Source organism: Chryseobacterium sp. Bi04, assembly GCF_918698085.1.
Classification (GTDB): Bacteria; Bacteroidota; Bacteroidia; order Flavobacteriales; family Weeksellaceae; genus Chryseobacterium.
Genome location: NZ_CAKKLP010000010.1, coordinates 77202 through 102605 on the forward strand (window position 1 = coordinate 77202; position 25404 = coordinate 102605).

18 protein-coding genes and 3 tRNA genes are annotated in these 25404 nt (G+C 36.7%); 15 read left to right on the top strand and 6 right to left on the bottom strand.

What is annotated here, in order from left to right:
* Window positions 1–24: 24 nt before the first annotated feature.
* Window positions 25–1323 (top strand): TolC family protein, encoded by a 1299-nt coding sequence (locus LQV47_RS15505; protein WP_230038408.1) that lies wholly within the window; start codon window positions 25–27, stop codon window positions 1321–1323.
* 138 nt (window positions 1324–1461) lie between these two features.
* Here the strand turns inward: LQV47_RS15505 and LQV47_RS15510 are convergent, their stop codons facing one another.
* Together LQV47_RS15510 and LQV47_RS15515 are read right to left on the bottom strand one after the other, a co-directional pair.
* Window positions 1462–2280, bottom strand: a complete 819-nt coding sequence (locus LQV47_RS15510; RefSeq protein ID WP_230038411.1) for a DUF4249 domain-containing protein — start codon at window positions 2278–2280, stop codon at window positions 1462–1464.
* 3 nt (window positions 2281–2283) lie between these two features.
* Complete coding sequence (locus tag LQV47_RS15515; RefSeq protein ID WP_230038412.1) at window positions 2284–4614, bottom strand: TonB-dependent receptor; 2331 nt, start codon at window positions 4612–4614, stop codon at window positions 2284–2286.
* A 307-nt stretch (window positions 4615–4921) separates the two neighbouring features.
* Between LQV47_RS15515 and LQV47_RS15520 the strand changes: the two genes are divergently transcribed.
* The 11 genes from LQV47_RS15520 (at window position 4922) to LQV47_RS15570 (ending at window position 17288) form a co-directional block, all read left to right on the top strand.
* Entirely contained in the window at window positions 4922–6730 is a 1809-nt protein-coding gene (locus LQV47_RS15520; protein WP_230038414.1) for a serine hydrolase, read from the top strand.
* Window positions 6731–6775: 45 nt separating this feature from the next.
* A complete protein-coding gene (locus LQV47_RS15525; protein WP_230038416.1) occupies window positions 6776–7363 on the top strand; it encodes a TlpA disulfide reductase family protein in 588 nt (195 codons plus the stop codon).
* A gap of 87 nt (window positions 7364–7450) precedes the next feature.
* Window positions 7451–7939: a hypothetical protein gene (locus LQV47_RS15530; protein ID WP_230038418.1), complete on the top strand. Its 489-nt coding sequence runs from the start codon at window positions 7451–7453 to the stop codon at window positions 7937–7939.
* A gap of 111 nt (window positions 7940–8050) precedes the next feature.
* Window positions 8051–8764: an SMI1/KNR4 family protein gene (locus tag LQV47_RS15535; protein WP_230038420.1), complete on the top strand. Its 714-nt coding sequence runs from the start codon at window positions 8051–8053 to the stop codon at window positions 8762–8764.
* Window positions 8758–9321: a Crp/Fnr family transcriptional regulator gene (locus tag LQV47_RS15540; protein ID WP_230038422.1), complete on the top strand. Its 564-nt coding sequence runs from the start codon at window positions 8758–8760 to the stop codon at window positions 9319–9321. Before LQV47_RS15535 ends, LQV47_RS15540 begins: the two co-directional genes overlap by 7 nt.
* Window positions 9322–9420: 99 nt before the next feature.
* The gene (locus LQV47_RS15545) at window positions 9421–9810 is read left to right on the top strand and encodes a RidA family protein (RefSeq protein WP_230038424.1); all 390 of its coding nucleotides are present in this window, start codon (window positions 9421–9423) and stop codon (window positions 9808–9810) included.
* An 89-nt stretch (window positions 9811–9899) separates the two neighbouring features.
* Window positions 9900–10688 carry an SDR family oxidoreductase gene (locus LQV47_RS15550; protein ID WP_230038426.1) on the top strand — a complete coding sequence of 263 codons (789 nt, stop codon included), beginning with the start codon at window positions 9900–9902 and terminating at the stop codon, window positions 10686–10688.
* Between the two features lie 150 nt (window positions 10689–10838).
* On the top strand, window positions 10839–14324 hold the full coding sequence (locus LQV47_RS15555; RefSeq protein ID WP_230038580.1) for a DUF2723 domain-containing protein: 3486 nt from the start codon (window positions 10839–10841) through the stop codon (window positions 14322–14324).
* A 511-nt stretch (window positions 14325–14835) separates the two neighbouring features.
* Window positions 14836–14908, top strand: a tRNA-Lys gene (locus LQV47_RS15560).
* Window positions 14909–15201: 293 nt separating this feature from the next.
* Window positions 15202–17001 carry a hypothetical protein gene (locus tag LQV47_RS15565; protein ID WP_230038428.1) on the top strand — a complete coding sequence of 600 codons (1800 nt, stop codon included), beginning with the start codon at window positions 15202–15204 and terminating at the stop codon, window positions 16999–17001.
* Between the two features lie 211 nt (window positions 17002–17212).
* Window positions 17213–17288, top strand: a tRNA-Lys gene (locus LQV47_RS15570).
* A gap of 303 nt (window positions 17289–17591) precedes the next feature.
* On the opposite strand, the gene LQV47_RS15575 is transcribed toward LQV47_RS15570, so the two are convergent.
* Window positions 17592–18269: an alpha/beta hydrolase gene (locus LQV47_RS15575; RefSeq protein WP_230038430.1), complete on the bottom strand. Its 678-nt coding sequence runs from the start codon at window positions 18267–18269 to the stop codon at window positions 17592–17594.
* A gap of 249 nt (window positions 18270–18518) precedes the next feature.
* Here LQV47_RS15575 and LQV47_RS15580 point away from each other — a divergent pair, with 249 nt between their 5' ends.
* On the top strand, window positions 18519–19403 hold the full coding sequence (locus tag LQV47_RS15580) for an MBL fold metallo-hydrolase (protein WP_230038432.1): 885 nt from the start codon (window positions 18519–18521) through the stop codon (window positions 19401–19403).
* Window positions 19404–19669: 266 nt separating this feature from the next.
* Here the strand turns inward: LQV47_RS15580 and LQV47_RS15585 are convergent, their stop codons facing one another.
* Window positions 19670–20497: a matrixin family metalloprotease gene (locus LQV47_RS15585; protein WP_230038433.1), complete on the bottom strand. Its 828-nt coding sequence runs from the start codon at window positions 20495–20497 to the stop codon at window positions 19670–19672.
* An 837-nt stretch (window positions 20498–21334) separates the two neighbouring features.
* Here LQV47_RS15585 and LQV47_RS15590 point away from each other — a divergent pair.
* Window positions 21335–21410 (top strand) — tRNA-Lys (locus tag LQV47_RS15590).
* A gap of 540 nt (window positions 21411–21950) precedes the next feature.
* On the opposite strand, the gene LQV47_RS15595 is transcribed toward LQV47_RS15590, so the two are convergent.
* Both LQV47_RS15595 and LQV47_RS15600 read right to left on the bottom strand, forming a co-directional pair.
* Window positions 21951–22394 carry a hypothetical protein gene (locus tag LQV47_RS15595; protein WP_230038435.1) on the bottom strand — a complete coding sequence of 148 codons (444 nt, stop codon included), beginning with the start codon at window positions 22392–22394 and terminating at the stop codon, window positions 21951–21953.
* A 10-nt stretch (window positions 22395–22404) separates the two neighbouring features.
* A complete protein-coding gene (locus LQV47_RS15600) occupies window positions 22405–22890 on the bottom strand; it encodes a GNAT family N-acetyltransferase (RefSeq protein WP_230038437.1) in 486 nt (161 codons plus the stop codon).
* Window positions 22891–23883: 993 nt separating this feature from the next.
* Between LQV47_RS15600 and LQV47_RS15605 the strand changes: the two genes are divergently transcribed.
* Window positions 23884–25329 carry a tetratricopeptide repeat protein gene (locus LQV47_RS15605; protein ID WP_230038439.1) on the top strand — a complete coding sequence of 482 codons (1446 nt, stop codon included), beginning with the start codon at window positions 23884–23886 and terminating at the stop codon, window positions 25327–25329.
* Window positions 25330–25404 lie beyond the last annotated feature (75 nt).

The window sequence follows — 25404 nt, forward strand, 5'->3', positions numbered from 1 at the left end:
AATTATTTAAATCAGAACATCCTCATGAAAAATATGATTTTCCTGTTTTTTGTTGGCCTTTATCCGGCTCAGCAAACATGGAACCTGCAACAATGTCTCGATTATGCTGCAGCTCATCATCCGCTGGTTAAACAAGCCACCGTGAATGTTGCCAAAAATGATAAGCTGATTACCGGATCAAAAGGGATGCTGCTGCCTTCTGTAGAAGCCGGGGTGAAACATACCTATAGTTTTGGATCTTCCATTAACCAGTCGAGTAACCAGCGGGAAGCCCTTAATACACAGTATGACCAGTTTACGGCTCAGGCAGACTGGAGTCTTTTCAACTGGAAAAATATGCTGGATATATCTTTGTCTACATTGAATAAACAAACCAGTACATACAGGCTTAAGCTCGCACAGAATAAGGTAAAACTGAATGTTATTCAAATGTTTTTTGCCTACCAGAATGCGAAAAGCTGGCTGGAAGTCCTGGAAACCCAGATATCCGGAATGCAGGATCAGATTAAGCGTACTGAAAAAGAAGTAGAAATTGGAAACAGACCCAAAAGTGATGTATACGATATCAAAGCGAATCTGGGAACTTTACAGGAACAGTGGGTGTCCGCTAAAAATCAACGGGATCAGTCAAAAATTAACCTGCTGAATGCATTGGCTTTTACTCATGATTCTTTGGAGTTCGTGATGACTGATGAAAATCTCTCTTCGGAAGCAGCGTTTCGAGATCCGGATTTTACAAAAAAATTATTGGAGAAAAATCCTGCTTACCAATCTGTGATAGCAGAGATTAAAGCAGAGGAGAAGAAAGAAGATATAGCGAAAGCCGGGTATTTGCCAACTTTAAATGCAAGTTACAGCTGGTCTACTTTTTATAATAAAGTGCTGGGAAAGGATGACGGTTCCGGTATTCGTTTCTCCGATCAGTTTTCTCAAAACAAAAACCAGTCTGTAATCTTGGGACTCAATATTCCTATTTTTAATAAGTTACAGGTAAAAACGAACGTGGAAACAGCAAAGCTGAATGTCATCAATTCCAAGTATGATAAGGAGCTAATCATCAACGACCTGACCCAAAATATTAATTCAATTAAAGCACAGTTTTTAAACGCCCAGGAGAAATACAATTTGCTGGACACCAATTTTGAAAATCAAAAACTGTCTTTTCAGAAATCTGAAGAAAAATATAAAGAAGGATTAATGGATGCTTATACATTTTTTGTTGTCCGCAACGGATGGCTTCAGGCTAATTATAATCTTATCAGCAGCAAAAATGATGTGATCCAGCAGACAGAACTGCTAAAGGTGCTGGAATCAGGTTTTTAATTCAGAATATTCGTACATTTTCAAAAAAGCAGTCTTCAAAATGATGAAGGCTGCTTTTATTTTGAATAGATCCTCAGAATATACCCTTCTGTTTAATACACATGAAGAAGATATTTGCTGGGTAATTTTTTTCTTAAATTATGGAGTGGTTACTTCCTGGATCACAAAACTCTGCTCACTCTGTGTATGGGCTGAAAAGTAGCCTAAAGCTCCATTGCTGATATTACTTGGAGGGTTAGCTGGCGTCACACTGCCGCCATTACCATTGGAAATCTGAAGAAGAGCACTGTAAAAGGTGAATACATTGGTGTCAATGCTTTGCATTTCAACGTGAATGGTATCTCCCACAACCACTTTATGATCTCTGCCGTCATTATCATCATTCGGAAGGATGATCGGACGCTGATTGGCAAGCCCGTTATTCACATTGTCTGAAAAGACATCCATGTATTTTTTTGTTAAATTATTGATGGTAAAGCTGAAAAGATAACGGTTGCCTAATGCAACAGGATCTGTAAAAATGGGTAAAAGGGTATAGCTTTTTTCGTCCCCGAAAGAAAATGAATCCTGTGACAGACCTTCAAAATCCACTACTTCAGGCATTGTGCTTTGAGCGGTATATTGCTTTCCTTCTGCCTGTACATTCAGGGTATAGATTCTGCCGGATACTCCCACAAAATTGGTAGTCTGGTATTTTCCCTGGCCTATGTACTGTAAAACTTCCGTTTGACCGGCATTATCGCTTAAAGTAACCTGTGCACCCGTTACAGCAGGATATTGATTAGGCTGTGAAACTCCTACAGATTTTGTTATTTTCACGATATAAGGGCCGGCCTGATCGGTAACATTCCCTTCAATGACAATATTTCCACTTTGGTCGGCAAGATCCAGATCGATCTCTTTCTCGCAAGATGTTAAAGCAAACAGGGATAATATGATAAAAAATGTATTTTTCATGATTTAAAATTTGAAATTGTAAGTGATGTTAGGTACCCAACGGAATAGAGAAGTCTGCATAGCACGTGTTGTTCCCGGATTATTTGGATTGTCTTCAAAAGTAATCGTATAGGCATTTTCACGACCATACAGATTGTAAATACCAAAAGTCCATGAACCCTTGAAGCGTTTATTAGAGATTGGCTCATAGGTAGCACTCAGGTCCATTCTGTGATAAGCAGGCATTCTGTCTGCATTTCTGTTGCTGTACTGGAAGATCGTTTGCCCGTTCAGTTCATACTTTCCGGTAGGGAAGGTCACTGCATTTCCGGTACTGTACAGGAAAAGTCCGGACATGGACCACTTTTCATTAAACTGATAAGTCGCTACTACGGATAGATCATGCGTTTTATCCATTCTGGCATTATACCATTCATTATTATTGATCCCGTTTATTTTTCTTTCAGTTTTGGATAAGGTATAAGAAATCCATCCGGTAAGCTTGCCGCTTTTCTTTTTGGCAATAAGCTCAAGACCGTAGGCTCTGCCTTTTCCGAACAGCAATTCATTTTCTACATCTGATCCTGTATCAAATCCAATCTGAGCTCCGTTTTTGAAATCGATCTGATTCTGCATGGATTTGTAATAGACTTCAGCATTGATTTCATAATTATTGTTTTTGAAGTTCCTGCTGTAGCCAGCACTGATCTGGTCTGCAATTTCCGGTTTTACCGTATAGCTGCTTCCAATCCATTGGTCTGTAGGATTTCCGCTGTTAGAGTTGCTTAAAAGGTGTAGATTTTGAGTATTACGAGAATATCCTCCTTTCACACTGCTGACTTCGTTGATACGGTAATTGGCGGTAATACGGGGCTCAGGATTTATATAGGTTTTCCCAAGTTTTCCTTTTTCTAAAAACCTGCTTTCTGTAAGATTTCCATTCTCATACGTGTTGAAAGTATCACCTCCCAATACACTGAATAGGGAAAGTCTTACCCCATAATTAATGGTAAGTTTCTCTGTAGCCTTATAATCATCATTGATATACAGGGCATTCTCCCATGAATATCTTGGATTTCTTGGAAAGCTGCTCACACTGGTCCCTGATGCACTGCTTGGGGTAAGGGTATGATAAATAGACTGAAGGCCAAAACGTATAGAATGTTTATTTCCTGCAAACCAGGTGAAGTCCTGCTTAAGATTCCAGTCCTGTATTTTAGAATTTAAATCAAATACATTATCATTGCTCTTCAGGCTGATTTTATAATCATAATTGCTGTAGATGAAGGATGTATTGGAAAATAATTTACTGTTGATGATGCTGTTCCAACGCAGTGTGGCTGTAGTATTTCCCCAATCTGTTGAGAATGTATTTCCTAATCCAAGGACATCTCTTCCAAAATAGGCAGATAAATAGAGGCGGTTATTTTCATTAAGCTGATAATTGGCCTTTAAGTTAAGGTCATAAAAATATAACTTATTGTCTTTGTAGTCTTTATTGGTCTTAAGGAATAAATCAGCATAAGTTCTTCTTCCGGAAACAATGAATGATGATTTCTCTTTCTGGATAGGGCCTTCTACACTCAGCCTGCTGCTGATCAGCCCGATTCCTCCGTTGACATTATAATCCTGGTTATTTCCGTCCTTCATCTTTACATCCAATACGGAAGAAAGACGTCCTCCATATTGGGCAGGGCTGTTTCCTTTGATAATACTGGCATCTTTCAGAGCATCACTGTTAAAGGTGCTGAAAAAGCCCAGTAAGTGAGACGCATTATAAACCGGCGCTTCATCCAGTAAGATCAGGTTCTGGTCTGTAGCCCCACCTCTTACACTGAATCCACTGCTTCCCTCACCGTTACTTTTGATACCCGGTAAAAGCTGTATAGTTTTCATAACGTCTTTTTCACCGAATAAAACCGGGAGTTTTTCAATATTTTTGATGCTTAGTGTTTCAGTTCCCATTTGAGCACTGGAAAGATTCTTGTCTTTTTTTATACCCGTTATCACTACTTCATCAATCGATTTGGAGATGGCTTCCTGTTGGATAAGAGGAAGGTCAAGCTTTATATTCTGATCAACTTTTATCTGCTGTTCAAAATCTTTGTATCCTGAATTGGAAATAATGATCGTATAATTGCCTTCCGGTAAGGATAAAGAATAGAAGCCATATTCATTGGCAACAACGTTAATAGAAGGATCTTCACTTACTTTTACCGTGACTCCGATTAGTAGCTCGCCATTTTTTTTATCTTTAACCGTTCCGCTTACAGAATAGGTTTGTTGAGCTATTACAAAGGTGCTGAAACAGAGCGCAGCGGTGGCTGCGGTAATCTTTAAAAAGGATGTTTGCATTAGTTTTGTTTAAAAAGAAGTAGATCTTTTCTATATTAAAATAGTTTATTGATGTAAGATTAGTTGAAGAGACCGAGGATTAGTTACACAAAAACTTGTTATTGAATAAATTAATTTTTTAACCAACCCTTTTATTCTAAAAAATACTCGGAAACTTCGCTGGCAAAGATAATAGAACTTATGTGAAACATAGTATTGTGCTGGTTTATTATTTTTTTAATTTTTAGGTAATTAAGCAGGAATCTACAAAATACATTCTATTTAGTAACGGTAAAGTTATACTTTTGAGGAACCAAACTTCAATACCATGAACGTTAAAACGTCTTTTTATATTGCATTTGTCTTCGGAATAATAGGGAATTCCGTATTGGCACAGTCCCAAACCAAATTAGCCAAAGAGATTTCCAGTGTAGAATCAGGATTAATGCCTGTCATTCGTTTTGAGGGTAAGCCACTCTGGACGCTGGAATCCCGGATGAAACATTATAATGTTCCGGGAGTAAGCATTGCAGTGATCAAAAACTCCAAAGTGATCTGGAGCAAAACATACGGCCTGGCAGATGTAGAATCCAAAACTCCTGTGAATTCCGGAACTTTGTTTCAGGCAGCCTCTATGAGTAAACCCGTAAGTGTTTATGCTGCACTAAAGGAAGTGGAAGCAGGAAAAATAAACCCGGATGCTGATGTAAATTCCTATCTGACTTCCTGGAAAATTCCTGAAAATAAATTTACGAAAGAAAAAAAAGTCAGTCTCAAAAATATTGTTAGTCATACCGCAGGCTTTACCGTGAGTGGATTTCCCGGATATGAAGCCGGCATACCTATACCAACGCTACTCCAGGTTTTAAAGGGAGAAAGCCCGTCTAATACTTCTGCTATTATAGTGGATAAGCTTCCCGGAACTCCCTTCCGCTATGCTGGTGGTGGATATTGTGTGATGCAGCAAATGCTCATAGATACTAAAGGGAAAGACTTTCCAACCATTATAAAGGAAAATGTGCTTTTGCCTTTGGGTATGAAAAACAGTACATTCAGTCAGCCACTACCTGAAAGTCAGGCTCAGTGGGCAGCTACAGCCTATACGATGGATGGGCAAAGAGTGAAGGGAAAGTATCATACTTATCCTGAAATGGCGGCTGCAGGGCTGTGGACTACCGCTGAAGATCTGGCCAGATTTGTAATTGATATTCAAAATACATTGCATAATAAAAGCCACATCGTTATTTCTCAGAAAACCGCAGAGGAATTTACAAGTCCTTTCATCGATAAATTTGAAGGATTAGGAGTTTTTCTTGAGAATAAAAGCGGGCAGGTTTATTTCAATCACGGGGGCTGGAATGAAGGATTTTCCAGCAGATTTATAGGAAGTAAAACCAGTGGTGACGGAGTTGTCATTTTAACCAATACCAATAAACCCGACTTTATAGAAGAGCTGGTTCGTGCAGTAGCATCTGTATATCAATGGCCCAATTATCTTCCCCCTGTTTATAAAGCTTTATCCCTAACCGAGCAGGACTTTAATGAAAGTATCGGGCGTTACAAATTTGACCAGTACGGACTTTACAGGATTTATCGTGAAAACGGAAAGTTACTACTGAATATTAATAATTTGGAAACCCCAATGGAACTCATTAAAGTGGGAGAGAATACATATGTAACACAGAATTGGGATTTCACATCAGAATTTGTAAAAAATGCTTCAACAGGGAAACTCGAACTTGTACAGGTATTACAGGATAAAACGATACGCTCAAAAAGCCCACAAATGAGCAGTGATGAAAAGACACCGCTAGAATTGATTATGGAAGGGAGTTTTGACAAAGGATTAGAAGCCTATAAAAATGGCAAGGTCAAAGATATGGATCATTATTTTCTTTCCGAAGACTATTTGAATAATACCGGTTATGCATTGCTTGGTAAAAAAGATTTCACAAAAGCAATTGATTTTTTTCGCGTAAATTCCATATTGTATCCTAACAGTCAAAATGTATATGACAGTTTAGGAGAAGCCTATGTGAAAGCTGGTCAAAAAGATAAGGCAAAGCAGACGTATCAGAAACTGTTGGAAATAAATCCTAAAAATGAAAATGCTGCTAAGGCTTTAAAAACATTATAATATAGAAATGCTTTTCAAAGGATTTTTATCTGAAAAATAAGAAATATGGAAGATCTGAAAAAATGGATGAAAAATAATTGGTTTACTGTAATTTTTGCAGTTCTGTTGGTTGTTTTATTGGTGAGCCCGGATGCAAAGGCCTGGCTGATGAGACAAATGGCTTCTGCTGGAATTCTTAATTCTAACATATCGGAATCTACCACTTCACAGATACCTTCCATAGATTTTATGGTTAAGAATGAAGATGGAACTACAATCAATACTGCTGATCTGAAAGGAAAAGTAGTCTTTATTAACTTTTGGGCCTCATGGTGTCCTCCCTGCAGGGCAGAATTTCCTTCTATTCAGGAATTTTATGAAAAGTATAGGAATCATCAGGATATAGTATTTCTTACTGTAAATCTGGATGACAATCCTGGGCTTGGTAAAGCCTACTTAAAACAGAAGAATTTTACGGTTCCTTTTATAATCCCTGCCGGCGCTATTCCAAAGGAGTTATATAACGGTTCGTTACCGACTACAGTTGTACTGGATAAAAAAGGGAGAATCCGTCTTCATCATCAGGGACTGGCAGATTACAGTAAAGATTCTTTTTATACTCAAGTTGATGAACTGGTAAACGGAAAGCTGTGATGGTGAGAGAGCTTTATAGAGACAAGAGTAAAGAATCAAGAATCAAGAGCCAAGAGATAAGAGTTAAGAGTTAAGAATTAAGGGGCTATGATGAAGTTTAAAATACTGACGATTGAAGAAATAGAAGCTGAGATGTTGAAATGGGAAAATGACCTGCAAAACTTTCCGAAGGCTGTGGCGTTTTCTTTTCCTGAATATTACCAAAATCTGGTGACTTCCATTAAAACAACAGAGGTTTCTTCGGAAACAATTGTATATAATGCTGTGGAAGCAGTCAATGAAAATAAAGAATTTGAACTAAATGATTATTGGTGTTTTGCCGGAAACGGGCAGAGTGACCGGTGGTTTCTGGATACACAGGATGAGGTTTTCTTCTATGACCACGATTATGATGAGAAGATAGAGCCCATGTATATCAGTTTTCAACAGTGGCTGCAGATGGCATTCATCATTCAGCAGTTGGATACGTATTTTGAGGAACATGAACATATCCCGAAATCTGTTAAGCTGGGATTTTATCAAGCCTTGAATACCATTCATCCCAAACTGGGAGAGCATTATCCGTTTTCAGTATAAATCTTTTAAAGGTTGTAAACTCCGGTAAATAGGCTTATTTTTGAATAAAAAGCATATTGTAAAACTAAGATCACTACTATATACTTGCATAGAACGTAATACATAACTACAATGAATAGAGAAGAACTAGAACAGAAATATAATTTTCAATATCCTGAAATATATAACCAGCTGGCTGAAAACAAAATGTTGGATTGGGGGGAAACCGGACCGGATTGGTATCTCACGGTGTTTCCTGAACTAAAAAAGAACCCTCCGTTATTGCTCTTCGGATATGATATTGAGATCTGGAATGATCATCATTTTGTCACAGCTTCCATTGAAGAAATGTCTGATGATGATGATTACAGAAATGTTCATCCTGATTATCAATTTGTTCCGTTTGCTAAAAATGGGGCAGGGGATTTATATGCTTTTCAGTTTGATCTGCAGAATAATGGCGAAGTTCCCATAACATTTATTCCTCATGATGACGAAGAGGCAGAAGTGTTGGCCGGAAATTTACAGGATTTCATTTTTCGTCAATTGCTGGAAGCGGTAATGGAAATAGATGAAGATTCTATGTTTTATGAAGATGATGATGAAGAGCTGAAACAGAATTTATACAATCAGCTGAAAACCCATGAACCGTATTTAAAGCCGGCGCAGGTAGCCATTCTAAACAGTATTTATCAGCGGGATATTTTTGAATATACATATAAAACTCCTAATGGCCACTCATTTGAAGCAGAAGGACTGCTTACGTTTGACGAGGTTGCAGAAATTGTAAACAGAGAGATTACTTTTGACCATTTACATAAGAAGTTTAATTATACAAAATGCTAGAGCAGCTAAGAATCCATCTTGAAAAAATAGTACCCCTTACCGACGAAGAGTTCAGAATAGTTTCCTCTTTCTTCTCTTTTAAAAAATATAAAAAGCATCAGTTCTTAGTGCAGGAAGGGGAAGCCGTAGCCTATCACTATTTTGTATTAAAAGGCTTGCTGAAACTGGTGTATACCGATGAATCGGGAAAGGAGCATATTGTAGGATTTGCCATGGAAGATTGGTGGGAAACAGATTTTCAGGCGTATTATAAACAAACCAAGGCTACCATGTCCCTGCAGTGTGTGGAAGCCACTGAAGTATTATGTCTTAGTTTGCCCGATTACAGAACACTATGTGCCCAGCTACCCAAGCTAGAGCATTTTTTCCTGGAAAAAGCATATATGGGTTTTATTGCAGCACAACAACGGATTATTTCTACGATGACCACTGAGATAAAAGACCGCTATGAGCAACTGCTTGAGAAATACCCGATACTCGTCCAACGTGTTCCAAAGTCTCTTCTTGCAGCCTATTTAGGGGTTTCCAGAGAAACACTAAGCAGGTTACCGCTCTAAAATTGTGATTTCCCTCACTTCATAATCGTGATCGCGATCACAGAATTGTAAAGCCTCTATTCTTCAATTTTGCAAAGTAACCTTTAATAAATTGAAACAATGGAAAAAAGAACAGTAAACCCGTGGAAATGGCAGGATGAAAGAAGTTATTCCCAGGCCGTTGAGGTGAAGAATGCAACAAGTACATTATACTGCTCCGGACAGGCGGCTATTGATCCTGACGGAACTTCAAGTGATAAAGACATGAAATCCCAGCTGATGCAGGCTATCGCAAATTTAGAAGAAGTTATTACCGCAGCAGGGTATGAATATAAAGAAATTGTCAGGCTAAACATATATACCACTTCTACACAGGAGCTCTGGCCTGATTTTCCGGTTCTTCAGGAATGGATTGCAAAACATCAGATTGAACAGGCCGTCACTATGCTGGAAGTAAACGGGCTATTTGAAACATTAAAAGTAGAACTGGAAGCTACAGTGGTTAAATAATTATTGACTGCAGAATGAGAAACCTTCAAAATCTGTTTGAAGGTTTTTTCTTACATTTATATGAATCAATATAATTCAGCAAAGAGCTTATGAATATTCAACTTTTTTCAAAAAATGCTCTGGTAGGAGCAGCAACGCAGGGAATAGGAGCCGGAATTGCCATAGAACTGGCAAAATGCGGGGCCAATGTCACAGTAATGGCCCGCAATGAGAAGAAACTTAAAGATTTTGTTTCTTCATTACCGGTGGTAAATGCGGATCAGAAACATGAGTACCTGGTTGTTGATTTTTCTGACTTTGACAGCTATAAGAAAATTATAACAGGCTATTTCAGCAGTCATTCCATCGATATTTTGGTCAACAACACTAATGGCCCTGAGCCGGGTTTGGCCCTGGACAAAAATGCAGGAGATTACCAAAAAGCATTTGATCTGCTCTTTAAAACAGTCTGTGAAACCACATTGCTGGCTTTACCTCATATGATTCAGCAGAAAAACGGCCGTATCATCAATGTTTCTTCATTATCAGTGAAAGAACCTATTAATAATCTGACCCTTTCCAACTCCATCCGTTCAGCAGTAATCGCCTGGGCAAAAACATTATCAAATGAAATCGCACAGCATAATGTTACAGTGAACAATATTCTCACCGGATATTTTGATACAGAAAGAATCCAGAACCTTATTAATCATGAAGCTCAGCAAACCGGAGCTTCCACTGAAGAGATAAAAAAAGCCAGAGAAAATAAGATCCCAATGAAAAGATTGGGAAAACCGGAAGAATATGGTCACCTGGTGGCTTTTCTGGCATCAGAATATTCAGCTTATCTTACCGGAACCAGTATTCCTTTGGATGGTGGATTGAATAATACGTATTAAAGAAAGAATTTTTCTTATAAAAATATAAGCCTTCAGATCTCTGATCTGAAGGCTTTTTACATAATGTCATTTTGAAAATACAATATTTTCACAATGCTGTGTAATACTTTTCTTTTCCCGGTTGTCTTACTGTTTATTGGAGAATATTATATGAAAAACTGGTCTTTTAAAAAATGGAACACCGTTCTGGGTTGGTTCCTTTTCGGTATTGCCTTAATTACCTATCTCTCAACGATAGAACATTACCTGAGTTTCTGGGACTGCGGAGAATATATTTCCTCAGCAGTAAAACTTGAAGTAACGCATGCCCCGGGAGCTGCTTTATTTCAGATTATGGGAGCGGTAGCCAGTATCTTTGCTTTGGGAAATGAGCAGAACTATGCTATTGTGATCAATGCCATGTCTGCCTTGTTCAGTGCATTTACCATTTTGTTTTTATTCTGGACAATCACTCATTTTCTAAGGAGACTTTTATATAAAGATGTTGAAAAAATAACCAGGAAACAGGAATTTTCTATTCTGTTTGCCGGAGTGGTTGGTGCTTTATGTTTTACTTTCTCAGATACCTTTTGGTTTTCGGCAGTAGAAGGAGAAGTGTACTCGATGGCTTTGCTGTTTATAGCGCTTTTGGTTTGGCTGATCACAAAATGGGAAAATGAATATCAAGCAGCAGACAGTGAGCGATGGATCATCCTTATCTTCTTTATTTTAGGACTTTCTGTTGGGGTGCATATGATGTGTATGCTGGCTATTCCTGCCGTATGCCTCATATATTATGCAAGAAATTATACGTTTACCTGGAAAAGTTTTATACTGGCCAATTTTATAACACTGGTGATTCTGGCATTGGTATTTAAGATTATTTTCCCTTTGATTATGACCATGTTCGGAAGACTGGAGATTTTCTTCGTAAACGGGCTGGGGCTACCTTTTCACTCTGGAACTATTGTCGCATTTATACTCATGGTAGCCATTTCGTATATACTGATAAAATATGCGGGGAAGACTAAAAAAAAGATATATCAAACCATCGTTTTATCCCTGGTATATATGATTATTGGATTTTCATGCTGGATGGTAATCCCAATCAGGGCGAATGCCAATCCACCCATGAATCTTAATGATCCTGATACAGCCATTGGAATGAGAGATTATTATAATAGAGTACAATATGGTGACTGGCCAACGACTTACGGACAAAATTATACGGCTTTCCTTGATGCGAAAGGGATTGAAAAAAATGAAGACGGAAGTTATAAAACGGAGAAAACAGGAGACATATACGAAAAAGATGAAAAGTCCGGAACCTATAGAAAAACAGGGGAAAGATTCAACTATGTGTTCAGTAAATCCCATATAAGTTTCATGCCCAGAATGTTCAGTGAAGATAAAGATGTGGCGGCCAACTATATTGCCCTGTATGGAGCTCCGGATTTCACCTTTAACTATGACAATGAGGATGTTGCAGACAACCCACAGGCTAAGCAGATCTTCGATGAGCTAAGAGCTAAATATGAGGACAAATCAATTACGGCGGCAGATTATCTGAAAGTAAAACCATACAATCTGATAAAGGTTCAGAGACCTTCTTTTGCCCAGAATATGGATTACTTCTTTTCTTTCCAGAACGGGTATTACTTTGTAAGATACCTGATGTGGAACTTTGTAGGAAGGCAGAATGACCTTCAGGGACATATGGAGAATACTCATGGAAACTGGATCTCAGGCTTCTCTTTTATAGATAATGCTTTGCTTGGAAACCAGGATGCAATGCCAGCTCAATTCAAAAATGAGAGTACCGTAAAATTCTTTTTCCTCCCCTTGATTTTAGGTTTAATAGGGTTCTTCTTCCAACTAAACCGTGATTTTGGAAGGTTTTATGCCTTATTATCATTATTTATTCTGACCAGTGTTGGAATTGTTTTCTATACAGGAGTAAAGCCTTTTGAAGTAAGAGAAAGAGATTATGCCATGGTAGGTTCATTCTATGCCTTCGCCATCTGGATAGGATTGGGAGCCGGAGCTATTCTATGGTTCTTACAATCCAAAATAAAATCTAACGGAGCTAATATTGCTTTAGGAATCGTTTTGTTGGGAATACCTTTTATGATGGGTTTCCAGAACTATACATCACATGACCGAAGCCGGAAATCTGCGGCACATGATTACGCCTATTCATTCCTAAGATCATTACCGAAAGAAGATATTATTTTTATTTATGGAGATAACGATACTTTTCCGGTTTGGGCAATTCAGGAAACAGAAAGGTTCCGGGATGATGTAAAAACAGTAAACTTTACACTGCTGGCTACTCCCTGGAGTATAGATCAGGTAAAGAGGAAAACCTACAATGCAAATGGAATTCCAAGCCAATTAACACATGATGACTACAGAGACGGTGTCAATGAGCAGGTCTATATGATGAAGAAAGAAGATTGGGAAGGGGTTTTCTCTATGTTGAAAGAACAGGGAGCTCCTGAAACGGAATTCCAGTCATTCAGAAAATACCTTACACAGGATTCTTTAACATTGAAGCAGGCTATTGATTTTATTAAGTTCAAATCTCCTGAAAAAGACCAGCTTTTAAAAATGTATTTCGGAGAAGAGAAATATGAGAAATATAATATTCTTCCGGTTAATAAATTTATCCTTCCCGTCAATAAAGAAAATGCTGTGAAAGCAGGAATCATTAACCCGGAAGACCTTCCCAATGCTGTCAGTCAGATTATGATTACCTATAAAGGAAATACACTGTATAAAAATAACCTGATGATGATGGACCTGTTGGCAAATTTCGACTGGAAACGTCCAATTAACTTCTCTTCAGGAGGAATCTATGACAGTGAGAATATTTTCTACCTTGATGAATATCTTCAGTTTGACGGATTCAGTTACAGGCTAATACCTATCCATACCCCTCAGCATCCTGATGGAGATAAAGGAAGGGTAGATCCCAATTCATTGTATCATGTAGTGAAAAACTTCAGGTGGGGGAACTTTAAAGACCAGAGCATTTATTATGACGAAACAGCCACATCCAATATCATCGGCTACAGGATGTCTGTAAGCAGGGCGGTTTCGGCATTGGTACTAAATAATCAGAAAGCTAAAGCCGTTGAACTTTTAGAACTTGCAGCCAAAGAAATTCCTGCAGAAAAATATAATGATCCCCGTTCCTTAAGTTCAATTGTATCAGGATATATTATTGCAGGTCAGGAACAGAAAGGATTACAGCTTGCGGAAAATCTTAAGAATGAAATTTTCAAAGAATATGATTATTACCTGAATCTTTCACCTCCATTCCAGAGGGCGGCCCGAAAACAGATGAGGACAAAACCTATGGAATATGCTCTTGTGGTTTCTGCTGTTACAGAGGCTTATAAAACACTGGGTCAGAAAGAAAAAGCTTATGCCTATATCTTACAATCTGTTGAACCGATCGATAAGAAGTTCAGTACTTTTGCCGGCAGACTTCAGAAGATGGGTAAAGAAAAGGCCGTGAAAGAATCTGAAAATGTACAAAGAATTACCCCTTTTTACCAGTATTTATTCGATATTATGGAACCTTTTGATTCTACGTACGCCAAAAAGAAAGAAAACCAGATTACCACAGCAATTATGAAAGCAACCCAATAATCTGCTGCTTACAAAAATAGAAAAGTCTCCGAAATACCTGTTTCGAAGACTTATGCAAGTCGCTAAGATTTATCACCATCATCCACTCAATCAGCGAGATAATTAGAAATGGATTTTTTTCTCGCAGATTCCACAGATTACGCAGATTTTTTAAAACTTGCTTACCTTTGATATAATGCGAAAGGATTAGAAATAGATTTTTAATCCTTCTTTTTCAGAAATCATGGATGAAGTCTTAAAAAACGACAATAATAGAATAATAAGAATCATCACAGATGTTGATTACAAAAGCATTTTTACTATTATGTTCCCCAAAAAGCAGAACTCTTTATTTTTATGAAAAATAATAAATAGTGTAAATTATTTATAGACAGATATTTGTGAATGCTACAAGAAAAAATGTGCTAAAAATCCTCGGGAAAAGTTGGAGTTAAAAAGTATTTTTCTATCTTTGCAGTCCCTTAAACAAAGGGATTTGCTTAAAAATGGAAGCATAAAAAAGCAGATGACCGACTCGGTAGCTCAGCTGGTAGAGCAATACACTTTTAATGTATGGGTCCTGGGTTCGAATCCCAGCCGGGTCACTTGGACGGATAAAGCGTTTTTATAACTGCTTTATCCGTTTTTTTGTTTTATAAAGCATGGCCAATTAGTACTATATGTTCGGATCAGGACTTAGTTCTGAAATTTTAAACAGCAGAGAAAATAACAGTAAAAATACCCCGTTGTACCGAAGATATTTCTGTAAGAAGATGAGTCATGTAAAAACAGCAGTAATCATATTATTTTTTACACGGATATTTTCTGGATATTAGTGTATTTTTAACCTATATTGGCTTATAAATTGATATTGTAAACTTTGAATTTTTGATGACTAATGACTAAATCAATTGTAATTTTATTTTTCTTTCTAGGTGGTTTTTTCTTTTTAAATGCACAAGAGAAAAAAGATTCGCTCTATTACAAGATAGAGGAATTTTCAGATCAAAGGAAAGTGACCAAATTTATTCATCGTTTTATATTCCGTAGAGAGGCAGATTCTACTTCTGTTAAAAGCAGGACTGAAAAACTGTCGCAGGAAGCTTATAATAAAAAATACATCAGAAATATCCGGATAGAAACAATTGACCCTTTTGGATATGGCTCTAAAGATGATAAAGTAAAATCCAAATGGTATGATTGGATCACTAATCACCTTCATTCTAATACAAGAATTTCCACGGTTAATAATTATTTGCTTTTTCAGGAAGGTGAAGAATATAATGCCCAGAAACTCTATGAATCTGAGCGTTTGCTGAGAACAATGCCATTTATAAACAGAGTTAATATCAGTGTTTCCGACAGTACTTCCAGTAAAGATTCTATTGATGTTATTGTAAAAGTTCTCGATTCCTGGAGTCTGAAACCCAGAGTCAGTTATTCAGGAAGTAAAATTGGGTTGGGAATGACGGAAGAAAATGTACTTGGATTAGGTCATGAACTGAATTTCCTGTATAGAAATGATTCCAAAGAAAAGCAGGATTATCTTTTCGGGAGCTATACAGCCTATAATCTTTTTGGTACCTATATCAATGCTCAGGTTCTTGGGGAACGGGATTTTTTTAAAAATGAAAGAATCAATTTCAATGTCAGAAGAGATTTTTTCTCCCCCTTAACGAAATGGGCCGGTGGTATTAGTTTCGAATATTTTATGCGAAATGTTTTACTTCCAACAGAAACTGACACCACTTTTCCGGAAGTTCAAATCAAAGTTTACAGCCAGGATGTATGGGGTGGTTATCAGATTCCTGTTTCATCGGATCCAAAAGAAAAGGTTTCCGGTAATATTGCCGTGATAGGGAGGTTTCAGAATTATCAGTATAAAGACAGCCCGGAAATAGACAAGTATAAATATTTCAGTTCTTATAACAGTTTTTTGATGTCTGTAGGATATATTCACAGAAGTTTCTCGGTTCAGAAGAATATTTTTCAATATGATTTGCCGGAGGATATTGCATATGGTAACTCGTTGAATCTCACAGCAGGAGCTTTGTCAAGAAATAGTGATGTGAAGCCTTATCTTGGCATTTCTGCGTCATACGGTACCTTTACAAAGTTGGGATATTTCAATCTTAAAGCTCAGTTTGGAAGATTTTTTAATGAGGATGACCCTAACCGTGAATCTTTCCGGCTGGATGGAACTTATTTTACGAATCTTATGGATTGGAAATTTGCCAAAGCAAGACATTTCTTTTCTCCCACTTTAGCCTTGGGAAATCCACAACATAATTATTCTTATAAAGACAGAATCAATCTTTCTGCTGCAGACGAATTTCCTGTTTACAATTCGGATTATATCGGAACAAAAAAATTGGTTTTAAGATATCAGCTTCAGCTGTTTATCAATAAAACCTGGAAGAATTTTCATTTCAGTCCCTATCTAACGGCGGCAGTCGGCTGGCTGGGTATGCCTGATGATACACTGCTGAAAACAAAAGCAAACACGAAAATAGGAATTGGTGTTTTAATCAATAATCCGTTTCTGGTTTTCAACAGAATTCAAATTTCTTTCATGTATTATCCCCGTGTTCCTTTCGATAATAATTCAGTTTTTGACTTTAACAGCAATCGGAATAATCTTTTGCCAATGAATAGTTTTGCAACAGATATTCCTCATTTTGTTAATTTTTCCAATTAAACGTTTTTTGGTTTTTAAACTCTAAATATATTGATTTTGAATCTGTTCCAAAAGGTAAGGGAAGAAAGACTTATTTGCATCCATTGTAATCAGGTGAAAAAAATGATTTTTTTTAAATAAAATAACGGAGATAAAGAAAAAGTTTTTATCTTTGCAGTCCCTTAAACAAAAGGATTTACTTGAAAATGGAAACATAAAAAAGTAGATGGCCGACTCGGTAGCTCAGCTGGTAGAGCAATACACTTTTAATGTATGGGTCCTGGGTTCGAATCCCAGCCGGGTCACCAAAATGCCATGTAGAAATAAAGGCTTCTGCATGGCTTTTTTTGTGAATAAATAAAATGATCAGGCAATTCTCGGATCTGTGCAAAAGTTGAGGCAAAGTTCTATTTTTATTATGCCTGATTGTAAGTGAGCCAAGAATGAATTGATTAGAATTCGATTTTGATGTAGCTAACTTTTTATAGTCGCTTCTTTGCTTTCTTACAATAGAACATCAAAGGGCAGTTGCCTATCTGTTAAGCTCAGGTTGATTATATCATGATTTATTTTGGCTTATTGTAATGTTAAAATGTTTGAATTTTTTCACATTATACAGATGCAATAGCTTCTCTAATGACCTTCAGCACCTCCTCGGGTTTTGAGATCATAGGGACATGGCTTGTGTCCAGTTCCGTTATTTTTGCATTGATTCTTTTGGCCATGATTCTTTCAAGCTCTGGGCTGATAGCATCGTCTTTGCTGGCAACAATATACCAGCTTGGCTTTTCTTTCCAGGCCGGTGTGCCCATTTTTTCACCAAATAATGCTGCATTGGCAGGACCTTGAGTCGTATACATCAATGCTGTTTGTTTCTCTGGGACATCACTTGCAAAATATTTCTGAATGCCTTCTTTGGTGAGCCGGATATAGCCGTCAGCGATGTCTAAATGCTGTAAGGCTGCAGTTGGATAATGCTCTGTCAATCCGCCAAGTGTTTCATCTTTGTCCGGGGCCATAGCAGCCACATATACCAAAGCCCGTACTTTTGGATGGACCCCTGCTGCGGTAATGACAACACCACCCCAGGAGTGTCCGATAAGAATAATGGGACCTTCAAGTTTGTCCAGTGCCCTGTTGGTGGCAGCTACATCATCTGCTAAAGTTGAGAGAGGATTCTGAACAGAAATTACATCATGCCCTTCAGCAAGAAGACTAGGGATTACATCATTCCAGCATGAGCCATCTGCCCAAAGCCCGTGTACAAATACAATGTTTGCTTTTTTCATAAGGTGTTTTTTTAAATTATTTTCGATCCTAATATAAAAATTTTATTCGGACAGATATACGCTTTAATGCTTTTTACAGCATGCATTATCTGAAATTACTTTAATAGTTTTCTATATCCTAAAAGGCTGTGTATTAGGTTAATTTATTTCATTGTTATATTGATATTTTAAAATAAAATTTAATCCCTGGCTATTCATTTTTTTACAGACGATTTATACTATATTGTGATCGTAAAAAACATCAGGAATATGGAAAAAGATCAAAAAGAAAACTTCAACATTACAGAATACGGAACTTTACAGTATTCCGTATTTATTACCAAACGTCCCGGTCTCAATCGGGAACTGCCTTCGGGCTATGAATCTCTGGCGTGGGTGCCCAATTCATCAACTCTCATCTATGGAGAAAAGGATGCCGTATTAGTGGACACATTCCTTACTGCTGAAGCTTCACAGGCTTTAGTAGAATGGGTAAAATCCAGTGGTAAGAACCTTACTACAATCTACATCACCCACGGCCATGGTGATCATTTTTTTGGTATAGAGCTTCTCAGGCAGCATTTTCCTCAGGCAAAGGCCGTTGCAAGGCCGGATATTATAGAGCATATGCGCGGTGAGCTCAATCCTGCTTTCTTTAATAATTTCTGGACTACGCGTTTTCCTGGTCAACTTCCTGAACAAATTACACTCCCGGAGCCTCTTGAAGAAAATTTCATTGAACTGGAAGGTAACAAATTGATTCTCATTGACACCGGCTATACAGATACAGCTCTTTCAACAGGTCTGCATGTACCGTCCATTGGTCTGATTGTAGCAGGAGATGCAGCGTATAACGGTGTTCACCCTTATATGGCAGAAGGTAACCCGGAAACTTGGCTTCAATGGATTGCAGCACTTGACAAACTCGAATCACTGGCTCCCCATTCTGTAGTTGCCGGCCATGGGCGTCCGGAACTTGAAAACCATCCAAAGATTATTCAGGAAACCAAGGTTTATTTTCAGGATTTTATGCGCCTTAATAAAGAAACAGCTACGGCACGCGAACTCTTTGACCGGATGATGGAGCTACATGGAGACCGTGTTAATCCAGGCTCACTTTGGGGTGGAGCAACAGCAGCTAAAGCAAAATTATAATTAAGATCTTAGTATAAGACTGAGAATAAGATAATGTAAGACTATAAAATAATTGTTGAGCCTGTGCTGATCTGGAATAGTCACCACTTGATCAGGTAGTTATGGGATGGAAATAATTGATTTTTTAGAGCAATGCTATATATAAGTTACAAAGTCATCTTATTTAATTAGTATAATAAAGATTTATTTATCCGTTAGTTAATGGAGTCCATAGCAAAAGTCTACCTCGGCATACAAGGTAGACTTTTTTGCAATGGATTGAGTTATTATTTTGGATACACTGTTGCAATAAACTGCTTATCTGTAGGGGATAGAACAGTATTGTTGCCAACACTAAATCCGTTTGTTGTCAGGGTTGAACTGATGCTATAATGCATAATTGAGAATTTATCATAAGCACTATATTGCGTTTGTGTAGTTGAATATTTTGTAAAAAAGTTAGTGTCTACTTGAGCTTGAGTCCAATAATTTGGAGCAGCTGCGTAATAGGCATATACCTTTGGTTTATCCCAAGGGATAGCAGCTAAAGGGTGTTGGTGCTCATGTATCATACCAAGTGCATGTCCAAATTCGTGAGTGGCTGTTCTGCTGAACTCAGTATCAGATGTTGTATCAGTAAACCAGCCAAAGTTCATTGTTTCCTGATTAGCGGGGATGCCAAGAGCATCTTTTCCTATATAGGAGTAAGATCCATCTGTGGGGCCGGATTTGAAGGAAACACGAATCTGTGCGGTTCCACTGGTAACAAATTTAAAGGTAATGTTGGCATATTGGGACCATGCCTGAGCATATTGCATTACTTTGTTGCGAACTGTGGTACTCCCTCCAATAAAGCTTACAGTAATTACACTGCCATTCGGCCATTTTTTACTGGTAAGGACGGCTCCCTTTGAGGCGGTTCCGGGAATATAACCTTCTCCGGGAAGATAAACATCTTTACACATTCGGGTGTTTTCGAAACCTGCAGAAGTATCTGCGTTTGATGCAGCTTGTACTTGTGGGCTGTTTTCTTCTACATTGTCGTTTGTAGTGCTACATGATACCATAGCCATCGAAATAAATGATCCAAGCAGAATTTTCTTGTGTAATTCCATAATTTTAAGTGTTTAAGTTAATTAGTCTTTTAGACTATAAAAAGCAAAATGCATTTTGTTATGATATAATCTTTGTCATATCGGTACATTAATTGCATTATTGTTGACTATCAAATATATAATAAAAAGTTAGGTACGGCCTTTATTTTAAGATTAGCTGGTACTACTTATATACTACATTTGGCTTGATTGCTTCTTATTGCCATATATTGATGGATTTACAAGAACCTGATTCCAATTCTGAAATATCTCAGTTTTTTTCTTTTTAAGTATAGTTACCTGCTGCATAAAGCGAAATTATATCCAGTTTCTCAGCACACCGATAGATATACTTGGTGATCCCTTGTTATATATTTCATGTTGTGAGAGGCAGGCACTAGATATGTTTCGAGGGATTATTTTTCCATGTAGCATTGGCAACCGGAAGCGAAAACCCCTTATCATATAAAATCGGATTTGGCTGATGGAACATTGCTAGCCCGAGTTTACCTATCTTTCTCAAATATCGCCCTCCGCTATAGGATATGGAAAATAAGACCACAAAGCACCTTATCTTGGTAATTTTTCAGGATTGAAAGAAGATAATGGTTTCAATTGATTAAATATCATATGCTGTCTTTCACATGGTGTTTTTTGAGTAATTATCTAATAAATAATTACTTAGAAATAAATACTTCGTCAGTGAATTGATATCAACCAACGAACGTCTTCTGTTCCGTGAAATTTATTGAATAAAAATGTATAAAAAAGTTGGAGTTAAAAAGTATTTTTCTATCTTTGCAGTCCCTTAAACAAAGGGATTTACTTGAAAATGGAAACATAGAAAAGTAAATAACCGACTCGGTAGCTCAGCTGGTAGAGCAATACACTTTTAATGTATGGGTCCTGGGTTCGAATCCCAGCCGGGTCACCAAAATGCCATGTAGAAATAAAGGCTTCTGCATGGCATTTTTTGTGAATAAATAAAACGATGAGGCAATTTTAGGATTTGTGAAAAAGTTGACGCCAAGTTCTATTTTTATTATGCTTGATTGTAAGTGAGCCAAGAATGAATCGATTAGAAATCGATTTTGATGAAGCTAACTTTTTATATCGCTTATCAGCGACAAAGTCGCCTTTCTTTGCTTTCTTACCATAGAACACCCCAATTATCATTCCTTTGCATGAAGTAAAAGGGTATTTACATCCTATTTTCAAGTCAAATATAAAATCACATATTTTATTTAATACATAGATTTCTGAATGTTATCCAAACAAGAGGTTTTTAGATTTAATCCAATTTGCTTAGTCCCCAAGCTTACAACCTGATCCCAATTATATGCCAATGCTGGGTTTCCAATGCTTCATTTAGATTTTAATTTTCTGTTTGCAGTGGTATTTCGTTCAGCAGAAAGCGAACCTGGCTGAGTTCTATTAGATTTTCGTCCAGGCCTAACCTAAAAATTCAACCATTCTACCGGCTATTTTTTGATCTTTTTTTTGAAGATTTGGGAAGCATAGGAGGAGGTGGAACATTGGAACTGTTAATTTCCTCAAGTGTAGGAGGAACAATATGCTCAAGGATAACAGTCTTTTTAAAAGGAAACTGGTTTTTTGCCAACTCTTCATGATAGTCAAAGTAATAGGTATCCTTAGTATAATAATAGCTCTGAATAATTAATGAGTCTTTTTTACTAAAATAGGCATCAGAGAGACTGAGTTTTAAAAGACCTTTATCATCGGCCTTTACTTTTTTTACCATTACAGCGCCGGTTTTGTTTTCTTTTATAAAAGTTACTTCAACATGAGGAGCTACTTCATTGCTGTCAGTAAGGAAAAGCAGTTCTATATTATATTGCTTTTGTGCCAAAGCAGCTGAAAAGCAAAACAAAAAGAGTAAAAATTGTATTTTTTTCATACTAAAGGTTTTAATGTTGATATTGCATAATGATATTAGAATCATTTTTTCTGTCTTCTGTTTCTTTTTCCACTTCTTTAAAGCCAATCTTTCTGTATAAATAATAAGCTCTTTCATTGGTGGGAATCACATCAAGGAAAATATCGATGCTATGAAATAATTTTCTTGCCTCACGAATCACAGCGTCAATCAATCCATACCCTATATTTTTACCCTGAAATCCTTCTTTTACATACATCTGGTAGATATTTCCGGAAGAACCGGCATCTTTCACAAAAACACAGATTCCTATAAGCTCCCCCGCTGCAAATGCTCCCCAGACAAACCTTTCCGGTGTCTGATTTTCTATATCATATTCTATTCTTAGTTTTTCCGTATTCCTGGCCTCTTCATAGGTCGCTCCGAATGATTCAGGAAACCTTTCCAGGCTCTCCAATCTGATAGCCCTGTACATTGTACTCTCTCCGGAAAGAAGTTTTCGATATTCAATATTCATAGATAAGTTTTTAATTGTAGTAACAAAGATGCAAATAGTTTTGGATACAATTAAAATCAAATGTTATATACTTTTTCTTAGAACTTGTTTACACTTTTTACTTTAACCACAAATCGAAGATTATCTCCTTTCAGTCGATGAATGTTATTTCGACGTAATCAAAAGTCACAAAGTTTCTTGAACACTTAAGTTTAATGAAGCTGTGGAAATAAGTTCACTAAAGCTCATGTAAGTTTTTAAAAAATCAAAGATTTTTTGCTTAAGTGTTCTTTTTGTTTCCAATCAGTTTAAACTTAAAATAAACTAAAGTGTTTATCGCGTTTCATTCAGCATTGTGACTAAATTTTTAATTGTTTAACCAGACTTTTACATAAATCTCTAAAAAATAATAAATTGTAGTTGATTGAATTGTAGTGCTTTATGTGTTGTGTGAGAATTGTCTGCATTCGGTGTTATTTAAATTCACAGTAAAAAACTATATTGAATAGGTTGCATTCTATTATAAAATACTCTGCTGCAAATAATAAAACAGAATAGTTTTCAGAATGTTTGTGCTTTCACGCTTGATTTTGGTAAAAAATTAATGTTTATAGCCTGCTTTTCCGTCAAGTTAAAAGATGTGTTTTTAGTTTATTTTATAATTAAACAGAAGGAAAAATGGAAAATAATTAACCTTAAATGATGATGTTTGTTAAATTAATATCTTATCTCAACTTAGTACGATAAATTATGTATATTTATGAAAGAGAATTATTAATAATCTAAAGATATGATACTATGTTAATTGGATTTCTGTTTTCGGATTTATTTTTTATAATGTGTAGGTAGGTATAGAGAAAAAAATAATATCGTTACGGATAAATGAGTTTAAAAATTGAAAAAAATAATGGACTATTTTGAAAAGGAATAAAATGCTTAACGGATGAAAAAAATTCTTTCAACTAATACTAATAGGTTAAATTTATCAGAAGTAAAATTATATATTCAAAAGTCATGAAAAATATTAAAATCTATACCCTTTGTATAGGTTTATTGCTTGTCTTATTCTCATGCAGACAGAATATAAGTGAAGAACAGAAAGAATCCTTTGATACTGCTTTACTGACCAAAAATGATACTTTATTGTTATCCGGTGTATACGAATCTGTTGTTCGTCTGAACATAGAGTATTTGAAAAAAGCGGAAAATATGGGGTATACAGATGGTAGAGGGCTTTGTTATATGAATATAGCAAGGGTGAATGTTTCTGCAGGAAATTATGAAAAGGCTCTATTTTTTTTCCAAAAAGCGGAAAAAGATCTGCTTAATTCCAAAAATGCATATCATAAAGCGCTATTTTATGATATTTACAGTAAGTATTACTATCATCTAAAGCTTTATGATAAAGCTTTAGAATATAATGACAGGGCATTCCGTTATTTAAAAGGTGCAAAAAAATCTAAACTCAGTGATAAACTTCTTTCAAAGCTCTTTTTGAAGAAGGGAATCTTTCTAGCCCGGAAAGGATGGCTTGGGGCTGCTTTGAAATGTTATTTGAAAGGTAATGCATTAGAAAATTCAGCTTTCAGTAATAGTCTGGTTGCGGAATACTACTTATCTGTGCATCAAATAGATAATGCAGGAATATATGTTTCCAACGCCAGCGAAAAAATACAGAATCAGAAGATTAGCAATACAGAATCCCTTTGGGTATATTATGTGATGGGCTATTATTATAATGAAATTAATAATTATGATGAGGCCGAAAAAAATCTTAAAAAAGCGTTGGAAATCAATATAAAAACAAGATATACCAATGCTTCCCACATCAAAGAAGTTTATAAATCGCTCGCAACGCTGTACAAAAAGAAAAATGAAGGAAGAGAAGCCTATTACTACCTGAAGAAGTATATGGAAGAGGAAGAAAATTTTTCAGGTGCGCGATTCAGAACAATGAATAATGCTACAGATGAGATTATTTCAAAAGTAAAGAGAGATTCAGACTGGCACAAAAATAAACTGCCATTTTGGGTTGCTTTGTCTATTGCGGCGCTTACTATTTCAGGAGTCTATGTCCGGAAGATCATCAATAAGCTGAGGCTGAAAAAAAGAACATTGGTGAAGGAAACAGATGAGCTGAAAAGCAATGTATTTACCCGGCAGCTTCAGGAAGTAACTGAGCTTGCGAAAAGAAATGACTCCTCTTTTTTACTGAATTTCAAGGAATTATATCCGGATTTTGTACAGACGCTCCTGAAGATTAATCCCGATCTTGAAAACTCTGAACTGACTTTCTGCGCGATGCTGAAACTGCATTTTTCATCCAAAGAGATTGCTGATTATACTTTTGTACAGCACAGGTCTGTTCAGCAGAAAAAATACCGGATCAGAAAAAGACTGAATATTCCGGGGGAAATGGATATTTATGACTTTTTTGATCAATTAAAAGATAAAGAATAAGAGTATTGTAAAAATGGAGATGGCATTAAAGATTATTGTATGACCACTTGGTTTTTATGAGATACAAGATCTAAC